This window comes from Aerosakkonema funiforme FACHB-1375 (assembly GCF_014696265.1).
Lineage (GTDB): Bacteria > Cyanobacteriota > Cyanobacteriia > Cyanobacteriales > Aerosakkonemataceae > Aerosakkonema > Aerosakkonema funiforme_A.
In genome coordinates this window covers 14,735-37,213 of record NZ_JACJPW010000084.1, presented here as the reverse complement: position 1 = coordinate 37,213, position 22,479 = coordinate 14,735, and the positions used below count along the sequence as shown (strand labels likewise).

The 22,479-nt window shown below is 42.9% G+C and carries 15 protein-coding genes; 12 read left to right on the top strand and 3 right to left on the bottom strand.

Annotation, left to right across the window (positions count from 1 at the left end; genetic code table 11):
* Positions 1–59: 59 nt before the first annotated feature.
* The 7 genes from H6G03_RS26275 to H6G03_RS26245 all read left to right on the top strand — a co-directional run bounded on the left by H6G03_RS26275 (position 60) and on the right by H6G03_RS26245 (position 8,870).
* On the top strand, positions 60–1,499 hold the full coding sequence (locus H6G03_RS26275) for an O-antigen ligase domain-containing protein (RefSeq protein WP_190470948.1): 1,440 nt from the start codon (positions 60–62) through the stop codon (positions 1,497–1,499).
* 157 nt (positions 1,500–1,656) lie between these two features.
* Complete coding sequence (locus H6G03_RS26270) at positions 1,657–2,718, top strand: glycosyltransferase family 4 protein (protein ID WP_190470945.1); 1,062 nt, start codon at positions 1,657–1,659, stop codon at positions 2,716–2,718.
* A gap of 4 nt (positions 2,719–2,722) precedes the next feature.
* Positions 2,723–3,868, top strand: a complete 1,146-nt coding sequence (locus tag H6G03_RS26265) for a glycosyltransferase (protein ID WP_190470943.1) — start codon at positions 2,723–2,725, stop codon at positions 3,866–3,868.
* 38 nt (positions 3,869–3,906) lie between these two features.
* A complete protein-coding gene (locus H6G03_RS26260) occupies positions 3,907–5,208 on the top strand; it encodes a hypothetical protein (protein ID WP_190470941.1) in 1,302 nt (433 codons plus the stop codon).
* 36 nt (positions 5,209–5,244) lie between these two features.
* The gene (locus tag H6G03_RS26255; protein WP_190470938.1) at positions 5,245–6,363 is read left to right on the top strand and encodes a glycosyltransferase; all 1,119 of its coding nucleotides are present in this window, start codon (positions 5,245–5,247) and stop codon (positions 6,361–6,363) included.
* 247 nt (positions 6,364–6,610) lie between these two features.
* On the top strand, positions 6,611–7,702 hold the full coding sequence (locus tag H6G03_RS26250) for a glycosyltransferase family 4 protein (RefSeq protein WP_190470954.1): 1,092 nt from the start codon (positions 6,611–6,613) through the stop codon (positions 7,700–7,702).
* 25 nt (positions 7,703–7,727) lie between these two features.
* Positions 7,728–8,870, top strand: coding sequence for a glycoside hydrolase family 68 protein (locus tag H6G03_RS26245; protein ID WP_190470935.1), 1,143 nt, complete (start codon positions 7,728–7,730; stop codon positions 8,868–8,870).
* A 76-nt stretch (positions 8,871–8,946) separates the two neighbouring features.
* Here H6G03_RS26245 and H6G03_RS26240 read toward each other — a convergent pair whose 3' ends face one another.
* The 3 genes from H6G03_RS26240 to H6G03_RS26230 all read right to left on the bottom strand — a co-directional run bounded on the left by H6G03_RS26240 (position 8,947) and on the right by H6G03_RS26230 (position 12,176).
* Positions 8,947–10,125 carry a TylF/MycF/NovP-related O-methyltransferase gene (locus tag H6G03_RS26240; protein ID WP_190470931.1) on the bottom strand — a complete coding sequence of 393 codons (1,179 nt, stop codon included), beginning with the start codon at positions 10,123–10,125 and terminating at the stop codon, positions 8,947–8,949.
* 198 nt (positions 10,126–10,323) lie between these two features.
* Entirely contained in the window at positions 10,324–11,448 is a 1,125-nt protein-coding gene (locus tag H6G03_RS26235) for a glycosyltransferase (RefSeq protein ID WP_190470928.1), read from the bottom strand.
* Positions 11,449–11,783: 335 nt separating this feature from the next.
* The gene (locus H6G03_RS26230) at positions 11,784–12,176 is read right to left on the bottom strand and encodes a hypothetical protein (protein ID WP_190470925.1); all 393 of its coding nucleotides are present in this window, start codon (positions 12,174–12,176) and stop codon (positions 11,784–11,786) included.
* A gap of 288 nt (positions 12,177–12,464) precedes the next feature.
* Between H6G03_RS26230 and H6G03_RS26225 the strand changes: the two genes are divergently transcribed.
* From H6G03_RS26225 to H6G03_RS26205, 5 genes are all read left to right on the top strand, one after another.
* Complete coding sequence (locus H6G03_RS26225; RefSeq protein ID WP_190470922.1) at positions 12,465–13,067, top strand: IS607 family transposase; 603 nt, start codon at positions 12,465–12,467, stop codon at positions 13,065–13,067.
* A 170-nt stretch (positions 13,068–13,237) separates the two neighbouring features.
* Entirely contained in the window at positions 13,238–14,923 is a 1,686-nt protein-coding gene (locus H6G03_RS26220) for an alpha/beta hydrolase (protein WP_190470919.1), read from the top strand.
* A gap of 237 nt (positions 14,924–15,160) precedes the next feature.
* Positions 15,161–15,874, top strand: coding sequence for a Uma2 family endonuclease (locus tag H6G03_RS26215; protein ID WP_190470916.1), 714 nt, complete (start codon positions 15,161–15,163; stop codon positions 15,872–15,874).
* A 412-nt stretch (positions 15,875–16,286) separates the two neighbouring features.
* Complete coding sequence (locus tag H6G03_RS26210; protein ID WP_190470912.1) at positions 16,287–16,961, top strand: Uma2 family endonuclease; 675 nt, start codon at positions 16,287–16,289, stop codon at positions 16,959–16,961.
* 161 nt (positions 16,962–17,122) lie between these two features.
* Positions 17,123–22,420, top strand: coding sequence for a RecQ family ATP-dependent DNA helicase (locus H6G03_RS26205; protein WP_190470909.1), 5,298 nt, complete (start codon positions 17,123–17,125; stop codon positions 22,418–22,420).
* The last annotated feature ends 59 nt before the right edge of the window (positions 22,421–22,479 follow it).

Genomic DNA, 22,479 nt, shown 5'->3' with positions numbered 1-22,479 from the left:
AACCCCTAACCCCTAACCCCTAACCCCTAACCCCTAGCCCCTAGCCCCTAGCTTCGTCCATGCCTAATTCTCCTACAAAAGGCTTTCACCTACGCCTCCAACCAGCACAAGCTTGGATGGTAATTATCGGGTTGATCCTTTTTACCGCACTTTGCATACTGGTGCGTGCTGGACGCATCGTAAATCTGACTTTTCCAGCGGGAACTTTTGCCGTTGGACTTTTCCTTTATTTGCGATACCCTATCCTCTACTTGGGTTTTACCTGGTGGATATGGTTCCTCACACCTTGGGTGCGCCGCTTAGCAGATTATCAAAGCGGTTGGACAGATCCCAGTCCTATTCTGCTGTCACCATATTTAGTGACATTGGTTACTATTATTACCTTTGTAAGATACCTTCCCAAATCGTATCAGCAGGGTGGCTTACCTTTTATCCTGTGCGTTTTCGGTTCATTTTACGGCTTTCTTGTCGGAGTGGTTAACGCCTCAATCGCAGGCGCTATCCTCAGTTATTTGGGTTGGATAACTCCCATTCTTTTCGGTTTCCACTTATTTATACACTGGCGAGATTATCCCAAGCTTAAGCAGAATATTCAACGCACTTTTCTGTGGGGCGTGTTACTGACTGGAGGCTACGGAGTAGTGCAATATTTGGTAGCGCCTGAGTGGGATAAATTCTGGCTTAACAATGCAGGTACAGTAGTCTTCGGTACTCCCGAACCTTTGGGAATTCGCGTATTTAGTACGATCAACTCGCCCCAACCTTTTGCCGTCGTGATGATGGCAGGTTTAATACTGTTATTTAGTAACAAAACACCTTTAACTTTTCCTGCGGCTGCATTTGGCTACTTATCTTTTTTGCTATCTTTAGCACGTTCTGCTTGGTTAGGCTGGTTGATGGGGTTAGTTGTCTTCGTCCCATCTTTAAAGCCGCGTCTGCAAATGCGGTTAGTCATTACCATTCTAATCATGGCATTGTTTGTCATTCCGCTCACAACAATTGAGCCTTTTTCTGATGTTATCAATTCGCGGATTGAATCACTGACTAATACTAAAAATGATACAAGTTACAATGCCAGAGCAGAAGGCTACAATGAAGCGATGGGTCTAGCTGTGTCTGAGTTTATTGGTAGGGGAGTGGGAAGTTCATTAAATATCGGCGGTGATTTTGGTAGCTACGATAGCGGCGTTTTGATTATGTTGTTTGCGCTGGGTTGGTTTGGAACTATACCTTACCTTGGCGGACTTCTCCTGCTTTTTTTCAATATATTTCAAAGTTCTGAGGCAAGCTTCGATCCGGTTTTTAGTGGGGCTCGCGCTATTGCGATCGCCGTTTTCGCACAGATTGGTTTGAACAGCGTACAATTGGGTATTTTCGGTGTAGTTATGTGGGGATTTCTTGGCATGGCTATGGCAGCGCGTAAGTACTACAGCCATCAAAAAGAATCTCATACTTTTGGTATAAGGAAAGGCAATTTACATCCATTAAACACTACTTGAGTTAGATGTAAAACTAGCATATTTAAGATTAGGATAGCCAAAGTTAGAACAAAATAATTACGGTGCGTTTCGGTGAAAGCCTAAAGCATCCTAAACACAGAGGTGCAATCTCTCAAAAGTCAAACAAAAGTAAAAGTTGTAGCTCGCGTTAATCGTTATGAAAAAACCTGCATCGATCGTTTGCTGCACACCTTTTTGGGGAGACAATTGGAAATGGTTTGCGCCTGAACTCGATCGAGAGCAACTGCGCTGGTACTTTTATGCGGATAAGTCGCGGGGAGAAATCGAAAGGTATTTGCGAACTTCTGTGTTCCGCACTTGCCTAGAAGCTGTTCGTTGTGCAAAGCAACAGCAAGCTGACCTGTTATTCACACATAATCCGCGACTATCATTGTGGTGCGTTTTGTTTGCTACCTTGCTAAGAATAAAAACAAATCATATTGCCTATTCGTTTAATTTTCACAATCTGCCGCACGGTTTGAGGTATCACTTGTATAAATGGGCTTGCACAAAAATTAGCAAGTTTATCGTTTATTCACAGTGGGAAAAGGAATTCTACAGCGAATATTTCGATATACCGCCAGAACGGATCGAAATGCGTTTTTGGAGTATGGCTGTACCTCAAATTGAGCCTGAAGAACCTTTAGAAACAGGGGATTATATTTGTGCGATCGGTGGCAATGCGCGAGATTACGAAACGCTGATGGCAGCGATGGAAAAACTGCCGGATATCAAAATGGTGATTGTGGTTAGACCGCATAACTTAAAAAATCTAAGCGTTCCACCGAATGTGAAAGCTTTGGTAAATATTCCCGAATCCCAGGCCATGAATATCCTCAAATATTCGCGTTTTATGGTGTTACCGCTCAAAGGTTCGGAAGTACCTTGCGGTCATATTACGCTTGTGGCGGCAATGCACCTTGGTAAGGCATTTATCATCACAAATTCGATTGGTGTCAGCGATTATGTGTTTCCCGATCGCAATGCCATCACTTGCGAAGCATTTTCGCCCGATGCTTTAGCAAAAACGATTCGCGATTTGTGGAACGATCCTGTCAAATGTCAGCAACTCGGTGAAAATGGCAGGCAGTTTGCACAAAAATATTGTGCGTCAGATTTGGGTCGGCAGCATTTGCAGCGTTTGCTTTTTGATTTTTTGAACGCAGATGAAAGCAGATGCACGCAGATGCACGCAGATAAATTTCCAATTTCAAATTAGGATTATGAAAATTCTATTTTTAGACCAAAGTGGAAAACCGGGCGGTGCGGAACTGTGCCTGCTAGATATTGCTAAACCTTATCGAGATAGCTGTTTAATTGGATTGTTTGCGGATGGCTCTTTCAGACATTTGCTAGAACAGCACAATATTCCCGTTGAAGTTTTAGCAACCGATCCGATCGCAGTCCGCAAAGAAAGCAATTTGGCACAAGGGTTAAAAAGTTTTGGCAACCTCGCACCTTTAATCGCTAAGGTAGTTCATCTCAGTCGCGATCGCGATTTAATTTACGCTAACACTCAGAAAGCTTTAGTTGTGGGTGCGATCGCTAGTTTTATCGCACGTCGTCCTCTCGTCTATCACTTGCATGATATTATTTCTCCGGAACACTTTAGCCAAACCAATATTCGCATTATTGTGACGCTGGCTAATCGTTTTGCATCATTAGTAATCGCTAATTCTCAAGCTACTCAAGCTGCTTTTATTGCCGCTGGAGGACGAGGAGACATAACCCAAGTTGTCTACAACGGTTTTACACCGGAATTCTATAAAAATCGCGATGCCGACATTGCACAAGCTAAACAGCGATTGGGAATGAATGGGCGATTTTTAGTCGGTCAATTCAGCCGACTTTCGCCTTGGAAAGGGCAGCATATATTGCTGCAAGCACTGAAACGATGTCCGGAAGATGTAGCGGCAATTTTAGTAGGTGATGCTTTATTTGGGGAAGAAGATTATGTCAAAGATTTACACGAAAAAGTGGCAGCGATGGGTTTGGAAAACCGAGTAAAATTTTTAGGATTTCAATCGGATATTGTGCCATTGATGAAAGCCTGTGACTTAGTTGTCCATACCTCAACAGCACCAGAACCTTTCGGCAGAGTGATTGTGGAAGCCATGCTGTGCAAACGTCCTGTTGTTGCGGCTAAAGCTGGAGGTGCGATGGAATTAATCGCAACAAATAAGACGGGATGGCTAGTTCCGCCGGGAGATGCGATCGCATTGGCAGATGCGATCGTCGCTTGTCGAGATCGGCCAGAAAATGCCGCCACTATTGTTCGCAACGCAGAAATTGAAGCCAGCGAACGGTTTAATTTAACATCCATAAATAAACAGATTTTGCAACTATTATCCGGAATTATTAAAAATTAATTGAAAGAGTTAAATAGATGTTTCAAAAGTAGGTTTATATGAAAAAAATACTAAAATTATGGACAAGGCGCTACAAATTTTTAACATTGGCTTTGTTAAGTGCGATCGCCCTTAGCGGTACTGTTCTATTTTTACCAAAAGCGGAAACAAAAACAGAGCAAGCTCGCAGTGCTGATTCCTTCGTTGATTCGATCGGCGTTGTCGTACATCTAAATTATGCAGATACTGCTTACGCCAGATACGACGACATCATCAAACCCCGGCTGCAAGAATTAGGAATTCGCCATATTAGAGACGGCGTAGCACTAGGAGATACCGCCACTCAGCAAAAGTTTCTCGACTTAGCAACAATCGGCATCAAATCGATTTTGGTGATGGACCCGCGCTACGGCCAAACTGTCGAAGATGCCGTCAATATTGCCAAAATTATGGCCAATTCTGTTGAGGGAGTAGAGGGTGCAAATGAATGGGATCTGCATACCGATCTTCAATACAAAGGACAAAACTTTCCTGATGGTGTTCGCACTTACCAAGCTGAACTTTATGCAGCAATTAAAGCAGATTCTGCAATCGGTAATCTAGATGTTTTGGGGCCATCAATAGCCTTTGCAGAGAACGCTGTCAAGCTGGGAAGCGTTGCTTGCGACATCGGCACTATGCACAGTTACCCAGGTTGGGGACAGCCTAGTTGGGAATTAGATAATCGGTGGATACCCGCGACCAGAATTATGTGCGGCGATAAGCCGATCGTTGCTACTGAGTCCGGTTACCACAACGCGATTAACGAACAATCTGGTTTTGGCGTCTCCGAAAAAGCTTCTGCCAAATACTTACCCCGCTTGTTTTTGGAATATTTCAATCGCGGCATTAAACGCGCCTACAGTTATGAATTAATTGATGAAAAACCGAATCCCGAAGCAAATAACTCTCAACTTCACTATGGTTTGTTGCGGTATGATGGTTCGCCGAAACCCGCCTTCATTGCCGTAAAAAACCTTATTTCACTTTTGCAAGACTCAGGAGATAGCTTCGATCTCAGAGCGTTAGACTATGGTCTGACTGGGGACACAACTGACGTGCATCACACGCTTTTGCAAAAACGCGATGGCAAATTTTATCTGATTTTATGGCAAGAAGTTGCCAGCTTTAATAAGCCAACCAATGCAGATGTTGATGTGACTAAGCGAAATGTGACTTTAACCTTAAATACTGGCATAAAAAATGCAGCCACTTACCAGCCGATCGATTCAATTAATCCCATTAACCAATCCGAAAATCCCCAGCAAATCAAACTGGAAATTCCAGATTATCCCATTGTTGTGGAGTTAGTACCTGCTTGAAAAATACCCAAATACTCAATTTAAAGAGATAAAACTATGACATTAAACAAGAATTCCGTGAGTTTATTTCTCCCTTCCCTGACTGGCGGCGGTGCGGAACGGGTGATGCTGCACCTAGCGCAGGGTCTTGCGGCGCGGGGTTTGCACATTGACCTGGTGTTGCAAAACGCTGAGGGGCCATACCTGAAACTGGTGCCGATCGAAGTGCGGGTAATAGACCTGAAATCCCCCGGTATTGTGTCTAAAACCCTTGCTTTGCGGCGCTATTTGCAGAAAGAGCGACCCCAGGTGCTGCTATCGGCGCTAGACAACGTTAACGCGGGAAAATGGGCGCAACGTCTGGCAGGCGTATCCACGCGAGTGGTGTTAAGCGTGCATAATCACCTTTCCCACTACTTGCGCGGTGACACTGGGATCGCAGGCAAAATTAGGCCGCACCTGTTGCGCTATTTTTATCGATCGGCTGATGGAATTGTCGCCGTATCGGAAGGCGTGGCGGAGGATTTGGCGGAGATGACCGGGTTGCCATTAGAAAAAATCCAAGTTATTTACAATCCAGTCATAATGCCAGAGGTTTTTGAGAAGGCAAAAGCACCAATAAATCACCCTTGGTTTGCGCCGGGAGAACCGCCTGTACTGTTAGGAGTGGGACGACTTGTTAATCAAAAAGATTTTCCGACTTTGATTCGCGCTTTTGCACAAGTGCGACAGGAAATTGCAGCCAAATTGATGATTTTGGGCGAGGGAGAAAATCGAGCGCAACTGGAAAGTTTAGTGCGGGAATTAAGATTAGAAGATGATGTCGCCTTACCCGGATTTGTCGAAAATCCCTATGCTTATATGGCGAATTCAGCAGCATTTGTACTTTCCTCAGAAGCTGAGGGATTGCCTACAGTAATGATTGAGGCAATGGCAACAGGAACGCCCGTAGTTTCTACAGATTGTCCCAGCGGCCCATCGGAGATTTTAGAAAATGGTAAGTATGGCTATTTAGTACCAGTTGGAGATGCGGAAGCTCTTGCCCACGCAATTTTAGCCACCCTGAACGAGCCAATAGACTCGGAAATTTTGCAACAGCGAGCCAGAGATTTTTCAGTAGATAAAGCAGTCGATCGCTATTTAGAAGTTTTGCAAAGCGTCGGAACTAGGGGCTAGGGGCTAGGGACTAGGGGCTAGGGGGAGAGCGCGAAAGTCACTCACTCAAAAGTCAAAATTCCTCCTCTTCCCTCTCCCTCCTCCCTCTCCCTCTTCCCTCTTCCCCCTAGCCCCTAACCCCTAGCCCCTAGCCCCTAGCTATATCTGCGGTTAAAAAACCTTCAAACTGACTTCGAGGATAGGTAAAAAAATGCAAACAGCATCCAAAACTCAACATCCTAAAACAGAATCGATCGGCAACACTTCCTTGCGAATCTTGCACGTACTCAACGACGTTCGCCAATTGGGAAACGGCATCATCAATGCAGCGATAGATATTGCCTGCGGACAAGCGCAAACAGGACATATCGTAGCGATAGCTTCTGCTGGTGGCGAGTATGAAGATTTACTAGCAAGGTTTGGCATATCTCACTACAAATTAGATCAAAAACGCAGACCTGTATCGCTATTTATCGCCGCAAAACGTTTCCAAGATATCGTCAAAGAATTTCGCCCAGATATCGTTCACTGTCATATGATGACAGGAATATTGCTGGCGCGATTTCTACGCGGTTCGGCAAAGTATCGTCTTGTAGCGCATATTCAGAACGTGCATCAACGCAGCTCGGTACTGATGGGTTTGGCGGAAAGGGTGATTCCTGTTAGCGATGCAGTAGCTGAATATATGTCTCGCCTCGGTGTTCCGAAAAATAAGATGCGAGTGGTGCGGAATTTAACTTTAGGAAGTCCGAGATTACCTTCTTTAGATAGCTGCACTCCCGCACCTTTGCAACAACCTGCGATCGTCACTGTAGCAGGAATGTTTAAACGCAAGGGTATTGCAGAGTTGATAAGTGCTTTTGCACAAGTGGCGAAGCGTTTTCCTACAGCGCATTTGTATCTAGTTGGTGATGGTGACGATCGCGCTGAGTTTGAAAATCAAGCTGCGGCGTCATCCGTCGCAAGTCAGATTCATTTTGAAGGTTTTCAAAGCAATCCCAAACCTTATTTGTTAGCGGCGGAAGTATTTGTGTTAGCTTCGCATCGCGATTCTTGTCCGCTGGTAATCTCGGAAGCACGAGCTGCTGGTTGTGCGATCGTTGCTAGCAATGCAGACGGTATCCCAGAGCAATTAGATTACGGAAAATCCGGGATTCTTGTCCCGCCAGGAGATGTTACCGCTCTCGCTAATGCCATTGAATCAATATTAGCTAGTTCCGCAGAAAGAGATAAATGGAAGCAAGCATCTCAACAAAACTTGGAGCGATTTTCTGTAGCTAATATGGTGGAGGAAATTTCTGCTGTTTATGATGAGCTTTTGGGAGATAGTAAAATTGCACAAAAAGGTTCTCTGATGTAAACCTCACTCTTACCTAAGCGACGATATGAAATTCAATAACCCATTCTACGAATTAAGCGCACGACTTGTTGACTTCCTACCCAAAGGAAAACGCACAACTAGAAGAATTTTATATCGGTTGTGGAATAGTTACCCTAGTTGGGACCCGTGGATATTAAAAGATGGGGATATCTATCGCCTCTTCTATTTAGGAGGAGCGAGTCAGCTAGTTCACTGGTGGATGAACGGCACTATCTACGGTGCGATTTCCACAGATATGAAAACTTGGCAAGATGTGGGAGCTTTACTTGAGGTAAACCCTGCCAATTCATGGGAATCTGGACGAATGCTTGCCGGTTCTGCGTACAAAGAGGATGGTGTTTATTACCTCTTTTATTCAGCCGCAGGTAAGGGATTGGAAATAATGAATGAAGGCATTGGTTTGGCAACATCTGTTGACGGGTTACATTGGGAGCGATCGTCAAACCGCGAACTTGTCAAACCAGATGACAATCATCGCTGGTACGGACAATTCAAACGCCAGATGGGTTATGACGAGTACGACCATTATCAATGGCGCGATCCTTATGTTGTAAAAGATCGGGAAAGTGGCAAATACTATATGTTTATTTGCGCTTATTTGAAGGAAGGAGGAGAAGGAAAATATCGCGGTTGTGTTGGTGTAGCCGTAGCGGACAAAATTGGGGGGCCTTACGAACTATTACCTCCCGCTGCTACACCGTTTGTGGAGGGAACAAAAGAATCGCCATTTTATGAAATGGAAAGACCGCAAGTGATTTACAGAAATGGCAAATATCATCTGTTTTTCTCTTGTTGGACTATGTGGCTAAACCCAAGCTGGGTAAAGAAAGTAGGTAAAGACAAAATTACCGATTCCACACTTTACTGGTATGTTTCCGATCGCATTACTGGGCCCTACGAACCTGTGAGCGAAAAACCGATCGTAAAAGGTAGCGATCGCACTGGCATATATGGTACAAACTTCTTTCCCGCACCGGATAATCCAGAAGAATTCATCGCCTATGGCTGGTATTACAGACGCATGACATTAGCAATTAAACCAAAAGTTCGCGTTTGTTGGAATAATGACTCCATTGAGATTGTTAATTTACCTCAATGGCAGCGCAATTCCAACAATCAACCTGTCATACTGAGCGAGGTTCGATAACCGTTAATTTTCCAAATTGCGGAAATACAAGTGGAAATGGTGCGTTACGCTAGCGCTAACGCACCCTACAGTTGATTTAAAGTTTGATAACTATTTGTAAACCGCTAAAAGCTGAGAAAAAACTAAAACAGCCTTCTCTATTATCGTAAAACTCATCTACTGCTTGACGCGCACCCAGACAAAAGTCATGTCCGTAGTCTTCGTAGATGATAACGCCGCCACGATTTAGCTTGGGATAGATTTTTTCGGAAACAAATTTGACAGCACGATAGGAGTCGCAATCAACATAAACTAGAGAAAATTGGTCTTCAGGGATGGCATCAATTGTGTGAGCGAAATCGCCTTTAACGAGATGTACGTTTTCGTAATCATCGAAGATTTTTTTGACTTCTTCGTAGTTAACAAAGTGGCTATCGTTCCAAAACTTATCTACCGCTATGTCTTCTTTGGGAAATTGCTCGAACGCATCGCATAAATATATTTGTTTATTGAAATTAAGGCGCTTTGCCATCTCGCTGATAATCAAACCTGAATGCCCTCTATAGGAGCCAAATTCAGCTATGGCTCCTTCTACTTTTTTGGTTTGGAGTAACAGTTGATAAAGGTCGTAAGCATCCGTAACCTCGCACTTGCGCTCAACCTTTGTTAAGGAGAATTCGTATATATCATCAATCAGACCGTCATCAAAGACCGAAGACACATAGGAAGTGCCAAGATGATCGTAAATGTCTTTGTCCTTGCTGAGAGCCCGGTAGGAATCTAAGAGCCGAATTTTGAAAATAAATTCGCTTTGTCGAAATTCCGGATGACTCAGCACTATTTGGAGCGATTTTTTCACATCGGCGTTAGACATGAAGCACGATACAAAGACTGTCTCTCGGTAAGGTGCTTTAACTTCTGTTAAATCTTTAATCTTTTCAATCCGGCTATCTGAGGTAGGTTGCAAACTAGAGTCTTCCTCATTTAAGTCCAGAACAAGAATGCGTAGCTTTTCTGTGTCTGAAGCAGTCGCCAGCAAACTTTGCTGAACCTCTTGAGACAATTTGCCAGAGCCAAGCAGAATAATAGAATTTGCTCCGGAGGCTATATTTTTAAGGATTTCGCCTATAATAAATTTCAACCATTGGGTATCGGAAAATGAAGTCATCTCCCGCACATACTGGCTTTCTTCAAGGGAGGCAAATTTATGCTTAAATTCTCTAAAGGGTCTTAATAACTTGGATTTTTTCAACAAGTCTAAATCGCTGCTTGACATGGAAACACCTAAACAAATCTAAAAAAATAGTCGATCCCAGCTGTTTTATGAGAATCAAAAAGTTAATTTTTGATTCCCTACATTCGGGTTTGATTCGGGATATTACGTTTGCCAAAACATGATTCCAGTTTTAAATCTAAAACTGGAAATTATCTCTCTCGCAAGACGTATTTAGATGAATGACAAACAATTCCAACTCTACAAGCTGCGCTTCTCATCCACACATTGCTCGATCAGGTCTACCACCATTTTGTAATTGCGTTCTCCATTAAATAGGCGTTCTGCTCGATCGCGACTTGCGATTCCCATCGCCACAAGACGATCGGGATTATTTGCCAAAGATGAAACTGCTTGTACGATCGCACCTGGGTCGTTTGGCGGCACCAAAAGTCCAGTTACGCCGTACTCGACTTGCTCCGGCATCGCTCCCACGTTCGTCGCTACTATCGGCAAACCAGATGCCATCGCCTCCATAACTACAAATGGGATAAAATCCCCCAAAGTTGGAAAAATGAACAAATCGGCATCTGCGAACAATTGCCGCAGCAAGGGACTATTCGGCGTCAAACCGCGATGTACGCGCACAGATTCTGCCGACGTAACGATTTCATCTTTGGTAACAATATCCAAAGTACAGCGATCGCGCAATCCAGATCGGAATGCTTCCAGTAAAACGTAACCGCCTTTGCGTTCAAAATCTCCACCCACAAACAAAAGTTTCAATGGCTGATTTTTGCCCGCCTCTTTTACAGTCGGACGCCACTGATTGAGATCCAATCCCGGTAGAATTGTCGTCACTTTTTCAGATGCAATGTTGTAATCTCCAACGAGACTGTTTTTCGCCCAATCGGACATAGTGACGATCGCCGCCGCACTTTCATACATCCTTCGGAACCATTCAAATTTGAGGCGATCGAATAATTTATTCGGTGCATCGTACTTATATGCTGCCCCCATTCTCACCAAATCGATGGGGGTGCAATCGAGGGAAAGAATTGTGGGAATCCGCTGCATCATTCCCAAACTCAGCAGTGCCGTCACCGGGGTATGGTAAAACAAACAATCGAGAGCGTTCTTTTGCACAGCAGCGCGTACTAAATCCCTGGCTCGCAAGCTCAACCTTAAGGTGTGACCGGGCAATTTTTGCCAAATGTCGTCGCTTTGAAACGGTACTGGCATCCAAGTCGGTTCGATCCTGGGATTGTGGCGCAGCGATCGCTCCAAATTTTGCCCGTGGGTGACGTGACCCATATACCATTCTATGACTAAGCCGATCCGGTAGTTGGCAACTCTGCTTTCGACAGGGGCGACAATATTCTGCACGCGAACAACCTCTACTATATTCTGTCTCGAATGAGCGGGGCGTCTCTAAATTTGTGCAACGCTTTTACTGGCCGGATTTTTCCAGCCAACAGCAAATCCTTCCTATTAAAACTTATATATCAGTTGCTGATATCCATCTTTGGAGCTATTCTAGTAGGTGTATTACCATTGACATAGTTTAAACACAACTTCATAATTCCGCCAATTTGATGAAGTTTGCGTTAAAACGCTGAGCTAGCCATTGCAGCAGAGTTTAATGGCAATACAATTTGAATAACTGGAAAGTTTTAAGGACTAATTACCGTGAATTTACTTATCGTCGCCTTACTGGGTGCTTATTTCCTAACAAGTATATATTTTTTCAGAAACTGGCTAAAATTTTTCAAGCGCTCGACCGGATTATCTCCAGAGGATTGGTTCCTATCTCTGGCAATCTTGCTGATAGTAACTATTTCATGGCCTGTTGTTGTACCTATCTCTTTTATCGCTGCCGTTAGTTCATCACTGATTGAGCAAGTGTTTGCCACTACAACTGAAAGTAAAAACAAGCACAAAGATACTGCGGCAGCTTCAACAAGATTGGACGCAGACGAAACATTAATATCTTTAATTAATGCAGAGTTAGGAATAATTGATTGAGCGTCGATCGAGCCTAATCCGAATATTATTTCGATACCAGCGCGATCGCGCTGGTTTTTTTGCGTGCGGAAACGTTGTAGATTAGACATCTCCTCCAAAAGAATCTCAGAGACAGGCAGGATGCCTATCCCACAAGAATTTTTGGAGATGTCTATTAGAAATCTCCTCCAAAAGAATCTCAGAGACAGGCAGGATGCCTATCCCACAAGAATTTTTGGAGATGTCTATTATTGATTGAAACGACGGGGTGCAGGTAAAATACATAGAACTTAGGCAAATAAACCCGGTTTATATGCAAAATCGTGGGCTTGTCTCTGTTTCACAAAACTTAACTAATCTTGTCTATACTTACTCAATACTGGTGCTATCATGGCCGTATGAGTAAGTTAACCATATCAGAAGCAGCAAAACTCAAAGGTGTCGCCACCTCAACACTTAGAAGGTGGGAGGCGGAAGGGAAGTTAATTCCAGAACGCACAGCCAATGGTCATCGGCGTTATGACTTAGCACAATTGCTAGGGATTAAACCAGACAATTCCATAACTGTTGGTTACGCTAGAGTTTCAAGTCACGACCAAAAGAGTGACTTGGAAACCCAAAAGCAAGTATTAGAGCTTTACTGTGCCCAACATGGTTGGACTTATCAAATTATAGAAGATTTAGGCTCTGGACTAAATTACAGCAAACGTGGCTTACAAAGATTGATTCGGATGATTACGGATAATCAAGTCGAACGATTAGTGTTAACTCATAAAGATAGATTGCTGCGATTTGGTTCAGAGCTAATCTTTTCTCTATGCGAACATTTTGGGACAGAAGTAGTAATTATCAATCGCACAGAAGATGCTAGCCATGAAGAAGATCTAGCAAAAGATGTGCTAGAAATAATCACTGTTTTCTCAGCCCGTTTGTATGGAAGTCGCAGTCACAAAAATAAAAAGATAGTTGAGGAACTAAGGGAATTTGCTACTAGGATTTAAGGATATTGATTATCCAAGAACCGTTAGTTTGACGGGGATAGCCTGTGGAGAGTTACATCAACTTAATGGCATTGCCGTTGAGGATTCTGTGAAGCAGGAAGGGAACATTAAATCTACTTTGAGTAGGTTTGAGTAAGTTTCTTAGAACGGTTTCACAGTAGGTGTACGATATGAGCAGATCTAAACAGCGATCGTGGATAGGTTTAGCGATCGGTTCCTTGGGGTTTTGGTTATTTCCGACAATTTTAACGGCAATTCCAGCTTATAGTGCCGATCGCGTTGCGGTTTTTTACGGCCCTTTGGAATTTACCCTTTCCGTTGACGCTTTGGAAAGCTTTGTTAAGGAAGGTAAAATTACCGACGAACTTGCACCCTATGCTGGCAGCATCAAGCCAGAAAGTCAAGCGCAACTGCGAGAAATTCTGCAACAACGCTTTGAAGCCAATCCCACTCTCATATCCCAGTTTACCAGCGCACAGCTAGGTAAAACCGTGCTGGAGCGTATGGGGAAAGTGCTGCTGACGGAAACTGGCGAAAATGGCGCGACTGCTTTGCGTGCGGCTTTAATTTCAGCTGCTGGCGACCCGCAAGGTTTGAGTTTGCTAAATCTGGTTCGCAAGTTTCCCGATCGCACCATCCGGGTTAATTTAAATTTAGGTTTGCAAATTACCGCACAATTCTCAGAATTTACTAAATATAGAGATGCGATCGTCAAGGTAATCGAACAACAAGCTGCAACGGAGGCGGAAACTGCGGCGAAAGTTGACTTTTCCCAACAGCCAGATTTACGGAAAGCAGGATCTTTTCAATGGGAACAACAAACCATAACTCTGAATGATACTGTACGCGATCGCACTTTAACTTTCGATCTTTATCTCCCTCAAGCAAACGATCGAGTCAGCGTTCAGCAACCTGCTCCTGTAATTGTAATCTCTCACGGTGCGGCTGGCAACCGCAGTAGTTTTGCTTATTTAGCTCAACATCTCGCATCCCACGGCTTTGCAGTCGCTGCGATCGATCACCCAGGCGATAACACCAAACTGTTTGAACAATTTTTCAGCGGATTAACTGGTTCTCCTCAACCAATCGAATTAGTCAATAGATCTTTAGAGATAACATTTGTTCTCGACGAACTGGAACGTCGCGCACAATCAGACCCCACATTAAAAGGGAGATTAAATCTCCAGCAAGTCGGTGCGATCGGTCAGTCTTTAGGCGGTTATACAAGTTTGGCATTAGCAGGTGCAAAGCTGAATTTCCCCCAACTGCAAAAAGATTGTAACAACGACCAATTTTTGAACTTATCCCTATTAGTTCAGTGCGACGTAGCTAGATTACCTAATTCAAATTATACTTTACAAGACGAACGCATTAAAGCAGTCTTTGCTATCAATCCTTTAACTAGCTCTGTTTTCGGACAAAGCGGTTTAAGTCAAATAAAAGTTCCCGTCATGCTAGTTGCTGGCACCGACGATATTTTCACACCCGCAGTAACAGAACAAATACAACCTTTTACCTGGCTCACTACGCCAGAAAAGTATTTAGTTTTGCTCGAAAACGCCACGCATTTTACGACTATTGCCAAAAGCAGAGATGAGAGAAGCGTGCTACCTATTCCGCCTGAATTGGTTGGCCCCGATCCGGCTCTCGCTCGACCGTATATTAATGCTTTGAGTACCGCTTTCTTTAAAAATTACTTGACAAATGCGTCAGAATATCGTGCTTATTTGAGCCCTGCTTATACGCGATCGATTACCCAAGAACCGTTTAAGCTTATTCTCGTACAATCGCTCACAGCAACTCAAATAAATCGAGCAATTGAAAGCGTTACTCCCAAGCAAGCTTCGCAACCGTAACAAACACCAAAAAAGCTCGATCGAGTAGAGGTACGTTGTTGTGCTTCAGCGCTATGACTAGCCAATTAATTTGTAGGTTTAGTTGAGAAACGAAACCCAAATTGTTATTTGAAATAATTGGGTTTCGCTACAAATAGATTAATTGAAATCGCAGGTGCAAGCTCTCAGCTTATTGATTAATAAAATTCTCAACTTCTGCTCGCTATCATAAAGCTATTAGTATTGCGGAAATCCGTCATGTTAAAGTACAAATCGTGGGAATGCTTGCCCCCAGCCGAGTGCCTACCCGACTCTGACGATAAACCTGTGGATAACGAACTGCAAGATTTAATTCCCCACTTGCTGAAAACAATACTAGCTTTTGCGTGGGCAAACCGTTGGGATTGGTTTTTTGGAGTGGATATGGGGATTTACTATGACTCCAAAGAATCCCCCATAGCGCCAGATGGTTTTCTTAGCTTAGGAGTAGAACGGTTTATTGATGAAGAACTCCGCTCATCTTATGTATTTTGGGAAGAAAATTATATAGCGCCCATTTTCGTGCTGGAAGTCGTATCCCATAAACCAGGAGGAGAATATAAGCGGAAAAAAGACATTTATGCCAAAATGGGAGTTTTGTACTACGCAGTTTACAATCCCCTGCGTCGCCAAAAACCACCTTTGGAAGTGCGTCATTTAGTCAATGGTTCATATAATTTGCTGTCGGGAAATCCCATTTGGCTACCTGAAATTAATTTGGGAATAGGCATAGAAAGGGGAACATTTCAGGGAATCACGCGAGAATGGTTGTACTGGTACAACGAACAAGGACAAAGATTGCTGACACCGGAGGAACAACTAACCGAAATACAGCAGGTAGCTCAACTTGAGTTTCAACGCCGTCAAGAAGCGGAACGACGCGCCGAGAGATTGGCAGAACGATTGCGAAATGCTGGAATAGAACCGGATTAGTAGGAGATCTAATCGTAGGGTGGGTTAGGCACGGACGATAATTTCAGTATTTTCAAGTAATAATTAATTTCCCGTGCCGTAACCCACCGATCGCACTAGCAACTTGTGTTACTATCATCTCAAAAACCCATCAAATACAAAGCTGATTAAAGTTTGGAGGCTCTTTCGGATTTATAGGAAAAATGTTCGTAAATGTTACAGTTGATTGTGTTGGTGGGTTACGGCACGGGAACTAAATTATCGAGCGAAAATATTGAAATTATCGCCCGTGCCTAACCCACCCTACGATTAGATAAGTTTATTTTATCACACAAAAACGGGAGAGCGAGTTTGGATTTGAAAAGCATCTGCAATCAAAAACCATCAACTTTTGCTAGCGATCGTAAAGCTATTAGGATTGGGGAAATCCATCATGTTAAAGTACAAATCGTGCAAAAACTTGCCACCAGTCGAAGAGCTAGACTACTCTGAAGATACACTTGTCAATCACGAACTGCAAGATTTAATTCCTCACCTGCTGAAAACGATACTAGCTTTGGCGTGGGCAAATCGCTGGGATTGGTTCTTTGCAGCGCAGATGAGGATTTATTACGATCCTGACGAATCCGCTATAGTTCCAGATGGTTTTCTCAGCTTAGGAGTAGAGCGGTTTATTGATGAAAGACTCCGCTCTTGTTATGTACTTTGGGAAGAAAATGATATAGTCCCTATTTTAGTGCTAGAAGTTGTAACTAAGGTATCTGGCGAGGAATATATCGCGAAGAAGGAAACCTATGTGCAAATGGGAGTTTTGTACTATGTAATTTACAATCTTCTGAGTCGCAGAAGACCGCCCCTAGAAGTATATCGTTTAGTGGATGGTTCATATCAATTGCAGTCGGAAAATCCCGTTTGGCTACCTGAAATTAATTTGGGAATTGGCAGAGAAAGAGGAACATTTCAGGGAATCACGCGAGAATGGTTGTATTGGTACAACGAACAAGGACAAAGATTGCTAACACCAGAAGAACAATTAACGGAAGCGGAACGACGCGCCGAGAGGTTGGCAGAACAATTGCGAAATGCGGGAATAGAACCGGATTTGTAATATTGACGATCGCCTAAAACTTGAGAACGCTTTTCCGTCGCGTAGCAATGGCGCTGTGTTTGGATCGCCCAAAAAACGAGTGAAAACACTGTTCGATCGCTCATCCAAAAGTGGTATGCTAAAACATTAATTTATGATATAGCTCCTCCACTCTGCCAGTTATGACACAGCCGAATCTTCTGGAACTTGCCAAGCAGGGAGATGCAAGTGCGATCGCTTCCCTGATGAATCGCAAGTTGCAACCCAAAGGCATCACTGCCAAGATTATCCTCAAAGATGGTTGCTTACAGGTGATGCTGGAATCAGCGGAAGTCCCAGATCGGCAAATTATAGTTGATTTCTTTTTAACAGAGGTGATAGGATTAGAAATCAAAAATCTTACCAAAGTCAAGCTTTACGGGAAACAGAGCGAAACTTTTGATGTAGCCTGGGAACAGGAAGTCGAACTAGAGGAACAGTTAGACCAACCACAGACAATTGCTAACCTGGAAGCAATTGTGGATTCAGCTTATTTATATGTGGATTTGGAAGTAAACTCTCAGGGCAATATATATAGTATAGGTTGGCATAGCAGCAAAACAGAAGATATTTCGAGCGAAAATTTAGAGCCTGCCTATAAAAGTTTAATTGAATTGAAACAAAGTGGTTTGTCAATTTGCGGTCATAACTTCCGGCGGTTTGACTACTCCTATCTAAAGAACAAACCAGAATTGCATCCTTGGTCAGTTATCGATACCCTGGAGTTATCAACTTTAGCTTTCCCGCTTGAGCGATCGCACAAACTGAGCAAAGATTACAAGCAGAGTGAATTTGCAGTTAATAATCCCCTAGAAGATGCTCGTGCTACCAAGCAACTATTACATCGAATTGTAGAAGAACTACTTGAAAAACCGCCAGCACTTCAGCAGACATATATTTGGTTGCTAACTTGTGGAACAGAAGAAGCCGATCGAGCATATAAACAATTCTTCAAAATTTTAGGGTTAGAAGTTAAAGAAGCTCCAAATTTGGCAGAAATGCCAAAAGAAGCGATCGGTGATTTCGACTATTCTTATTTACAACAATTCTGGTCAGAAGCAGCTAACAGAGATTTTGATAGCCGTTTGTGTATAGCAGCTTTGATTGCTGGAAGTTATGAGATCCATATCACTGAATCAGAACGGGTATTTTCAGGTTGGCTAACCCATTTACCGGGATTTCAAGAAATATGGGACGGGGCAAAACTGCTGCCCGATTATAATAGCTGCCTAAATCGCTTTAGCATTGAAAATTTTAGAGGCAAACAAGAGGAAGCTGTCAAAGCTATCTTACGCGGTCAGCGACCATTGGTTATTATGCCGACCGGAGGAGGAAAATCTCTTTGCTACCAAATTCCAGCTTTGATGCTGTTTGAAAGACAACAAGCTTTGACAGTCGTAATTTCTCCCCTACAAGCGCTAATGGCAGACCAAGTGAAAGACTTAGAAAACCAAGGTCTTGACTTCTGCACTTTCATCAATGGTAATCTCTCTGTGCAGGAGCGTTCCCAGCGGTTGAAGCAACTATGGTCTGGTACTTATGGCTTGCTTTATATTAGTCCAGAGCAACTAAGATCGCCCAGCATTCGAGCATTGTTACAAGCGCGTTCACCATCGTTTTGGGTAATTGATGAAGCCCATTGTATGAGTCAGTGGGGACATGATTTTAGGCCAGATTATCGCTATATTCCCAAGTTTATTAAAGAGCTATATCAAAAAAAGCCGCTCCCTCTACTGGCGTTAATGACGGCAACAGCAAGGACTACAGTGCAAGAAGATATCAGAAAACTGTTTGCCGAACACAATCTAGAAATTGGTAGCCTCATTTCTGAATCTAATACCAGAAAAAATCTAGAATATAAAGTTATTCCTGTCAGCGATAACAAAGAACGACTTTTGATTAAGGAAGTTCAAAACTCTCTCAGTCAGGGGGGATGCGTTTTGGTCTACACCACAACTCGCAAGAATGCTGAAAAATTAGCTTACTTACTCAACAGCCAAAATATCGACGCTAAATATTACCACGGACTTTTAGGGAAAACTGAAAAACAGGAAGTTTTAGAAACATTCAAAACAGGCGAGTTAAACGTAGTAGTTGCTACCTGCGCTTTTGGAATGGGAATTAATCGCCAGGATGTAAGGGCGGTGATTCACCATACAATAAGCGCGAATTTGGAAGGTTACATTCAAGAGACAGGACGCGCTGGGCGTGATGGGAAACCAGCAATCTGTACTCTTCTGTTTGATGAAAATGATGCTGATACGATCTTTTCGCTCCAAAGTCACAATCAACTGACTGAAATAGACCTGAAAAATATTTTTATTTCGATTAGGAACATTCGCGATCGCATTCACGGCGGAGCATCAGAGGATTGGTTCTCAGTTACACTCAATGAAATTTTTCAGACTAGCGATTTGGATGAAGAATTTTCCACAGACCACCAATTGCGAGACATCAAAATTAAGGTGGCTATCCAATATCTAGAAAATTTTGGCTTGGTAGAACGGGCAGAAAATTTATCTGCTTACGTTCAATTTGAACTGGTTGACAAAACTTATGATGAATCTCAGCATAAGTTTGAACAGTACATCCAAGGGAAAAATCTCCCGAAAAATCAGAGCGAATTATTCAAAAAGCTAATTGCCGCGATGCACTTGGCTAAAGCCTATTACAGTCAGCAGGATGAACCAGTCTTGCTTGAGCAATTGAGTGATGAGTCTGGCATCGATCCAAAAGAATTACCTCGCCGAATAAGAGAACTAGAACGAGCAGGCGTTTGCTCAGCCAAAATACCCCTAAGTTTCCTGGTGACAAAAGAAGTGAAAGGGGATGCTCGTACAAATTACGATCGCCTTTGCGATCGAGAAGATAAACTGTTGGATGCACTGCTGGAAATTCAAGGAGAACGGCAAACTATTCAAGTGAATTTGCGAAGTTTGGCTTCTCGCCTAGATCCCGATCGCAGTAAAAAAATTCGCGCCACCACCTTAATGGATATTTTAGAAGGTTGGTTGTCTCAGAAATGGGTTGGCCTGAATAGACTAAACCGCGACTTGTTGCGCCTAGATAAAATAGAGGTTGTTTTAGAAAAATTAGACGCTCACAGAGATTTAGCCAGCGCAATCATAGAAGTTCTATACAAGAAATTATTAGAACACAAAGGCGCTCGTCTGCGTGTGGAATATGAATTAGAACAACTGCTAAACGATGTGAATCAGCAAACATATCCCCGCTATACATCTGAGGATGAATTATCAGCAGTATTGCTTTGGCTGCATCAGCGAAAGATTATCAGAATAACAGAAGCGGCGAATCTCTTTCATCAAGCCCTTAAAATCCGAGTCATTAAAGGGGGAAAAGAAACAAGCATTAGTAGTGGATATCGCAAAATCAAAGCTTATTATGATGAGCAGAATCGCCGGACTCAGATTATGCTGAAATACGGCAAAACTCAAGAACCAACGGCTCGCCTGAAATTAGTTGAAGATTATTTTCGCCTATCGGAAAAAGAATTTAATAAGACCTACCCTGACCTTTCTACCGAAGCTGCCAAACGTCCGGTAACTCAGAGTGACTACACCCGCATTATGGGGGATTTAAACTCGGCTCAAACAGAAATTGTCCTAGCTGAAGACCCAGCAATATTAGTAATAGCTGGCCCTGGTTCTGGTAAAACTTGGACGATCGTTCGCCGCATTGCTTATTTAGTAAAGGTGAAAAGAGTAGATCCTGACCGCATATTGGTATTAGCATATAACCGCAATGCCGTGAGAGAATTGCGATCGCGATTGCAAGATCTTGTAGGTGCGATCGCCTCCCGACTGCGCGTATATACTTTTCACGGATTAGCATTAGCTCTTTTAGGTTACACCCAAGGTCAGGAAAGACTTTCCAAGGATGAAGATTTTCAAAAGCTGCTAAAGGAAGCTTGTGATTTGATCGAGAAGGGAGACGAGTCAGATGATGAGGATACCAAGGCTCGACGGATTCAACTATTAGGTAATGTCGAATATATATTTGTTGATGAATACCAAGATGTAGCTGAGGATGAGTACCGCTTGATTAAACTAATTGCAGGACTTGGTGACTCTGAAGATGAATCGCGATCGGTTCAAATCAATCTTTGCGTAATTGGTGATGATGACCAGAATTTGTATGAGTTCAGGAATACTAGCGTTAAATACATCCAACAGTTTGTAGATGAATATCAGGCTAAACGCTTTCTACTCACAGAAAATTACCGCTCGACTGAACCTATTATCGAAGCTGCCAATAATCTGATCCGCCATAACTCTAACCGTTGTAAGCAGAAACCTGATGAGCAAGTGCGGATTAACTCTCAACGCGAAGGTCAGGGGGGATTACCTGTTTCCAGCTTTACTTTCCGCGATGCCTTATGTCAAGCCGCCTGGGTGACACAGAAAATTCAGTCTTGGATTCAAGAAGGAATCGCTGCTAACGATATTGCTGTTTTGGCTCATCATTGGGATAGTTTAAGCCCTATTCGTCTGCTCTTAGAAAGACAAGATATTCCTACTTATGTTTTAAAGGGAGGTGACATCAAGCTAGTTCGGAATAGACTAACTTGTCAGCTTATTGACGAATTAAACCAGCAATCTCCAATTTTATCTTCGCAGGAATCGGTCAAAGATTGGTTTGAACGCTGCTTTACAGATTGGAATCGTAGCCGAGAAGAACCCACTGTAAAAACTCTGTTAAAGATTGCTAGCGACTTAGATTTAGAACGAGGATATGGTTCGGAAAATGAGGCATTACCAATCAACTCTACTCAAATTATCATGGCTTTGCGTGAGTTCAATAAAAGTGAGGTATTCTTAGACGAAAATGCTGTCCTATTTACCAGTTGTCATGGTGCTAAGGGACTACAGTTTCGTAAAGTAGTCTTACTAACAGATCGCTTTAGTACAGCTTCCAATGAAATTGAATCAAAACGGAGGCTTTTTTATGTTGCCATGACTAGAGCTAAAGAAGAACTGGTGTTATGCTCAACTAATTCAAGCCAATTTACCGAGGAAACAGGTGTCATTAACCAAAAAATAAATTTGCCGAGTGCTAATTTACCCGAACAGATGCTCTATATAGATCTGACTCCCAGAGATGTGAATTTAGGTGATCGGGTTAATGCTAACCAGCAGGAAATCATCAAAACTCTGCGGGAAGGCGATCCACTTCAGATGAAAGTTAACAAGTATGGGAATAGTTGGGTAATTATTACACAGCAGGGTGAGGAAATAGGCAACCTATCAAGAGGCGGAACTGAGACATTAAGGAAAAAAGAAATTAAAATTAATCAATTTCAGTTTCAGCCTGGTGAGGTGACAGTTAAAAGCATTTACCGACACCTCAAAATAGACGAGATCACAGGATATATTCTGGAAAATTGGTTTGTAATAATTCCTCAAATTCGCGTGTGTAGATGAATAATTTTGGGTTATTTACGGTCAATTCTACTGATTTGGAAGATAATAAAATTTTTTAT

Excerpts from the sequence above, each read along its gene's own strand:
- H6G03_RS26275 (WP_190470948.1), top strand. The coding sequence starts at position 60 with ATGCCTAATTCTCCTACAAAAGGCTTTCACCTACGCCTCCAACCAGCA.
- H6G03_RS26270 (WP_190470945.1), top strand. The coding sequence starts at position 1,657 with ATGAAAAAACCTGCATCGATCGTTTGCTGCACACCTTTTTGGGGAGAC.
- H6G03_RS26265 (WP_190470943.1), top strand. The coding sequence starts at position 2,723 with ATGAAAATTCTATTTTTAGACCAAAGTGGAAAACCGGGCGGTGCGGAA.
- H6G03_RS26260 (WP_190470941.1), top strand. The coding sequence starts at position 3,907 with ATGAAAAAAATACTAAAATTATGGACAAGGCGCTACAAATTTTTAACA.
- H6G03_RS26255 (WP_190470938.1), top strand. The coding sequence starts at position 5,245 with ATGACATTAAACAAGAATTCCGTGAGTTTATTTCTCCCTTCCCTGACT.
- H6G03_RS26245 (WP_190470935.1), top strand. The coding sequence starts at position 7,728 with ATGAAATTCAATAACCCATTCTACGAATTAAGCGCACGACTTGTTGAC.
- H6G03_RS26240 (WP_190470931.1), bottom strand. The coding sequence starts at position 10,125 with ATGTCAAGCAGCGATTTAGACTTGTTGAAAAAATCCAAGTTATTAAGA.
- H6G03_RS26230 (WP_190470925.1), bottom strand. The coding sequence starts at position 12,176 with ATGTCTAATCTACAACGTTTCCGCACGCAAAAAAACCAGCGCGATCGC.
- H6G03_RS26225 (WP_190470922.1), top strand. The coding sequence starts at position 12,465 with ATGAGTAAGTTAACCATATCAGAAGCAGCAAAACTCAAAGGTGTCGCC.
- H6G03_RS26220 (WP_190470919.1), top strand. The coding sequence starts at position 13,238 with ATGAGCAGATCTAAACAGCGATCGTGGATAGGTTTAGCGATCGGTTCC.
- H6G03_RS26215 (WP_190470916.1), top strand. The coding sequence starts at position 15,161 with ATGTTAAAGTACAAATCGTGGGAATGCTTGCCCCCAGCCGAGTGCCTA.
- H6G03_RS26210 (WP_190470912.1), top strand. The coding sequence starts at position 16,287 with ATGTTAAAGTACAAATCGTGCAAAAACTTGCCACCAGTCGAAGAGCTA.
- H6G03_RS26205 (WP_190470909.1), top strand. The coding sequence starts at position 17,123 with ATGACACAGCCGAATCTTCTGGAACTTGCCAAGCAGGGAGATGCAAGT.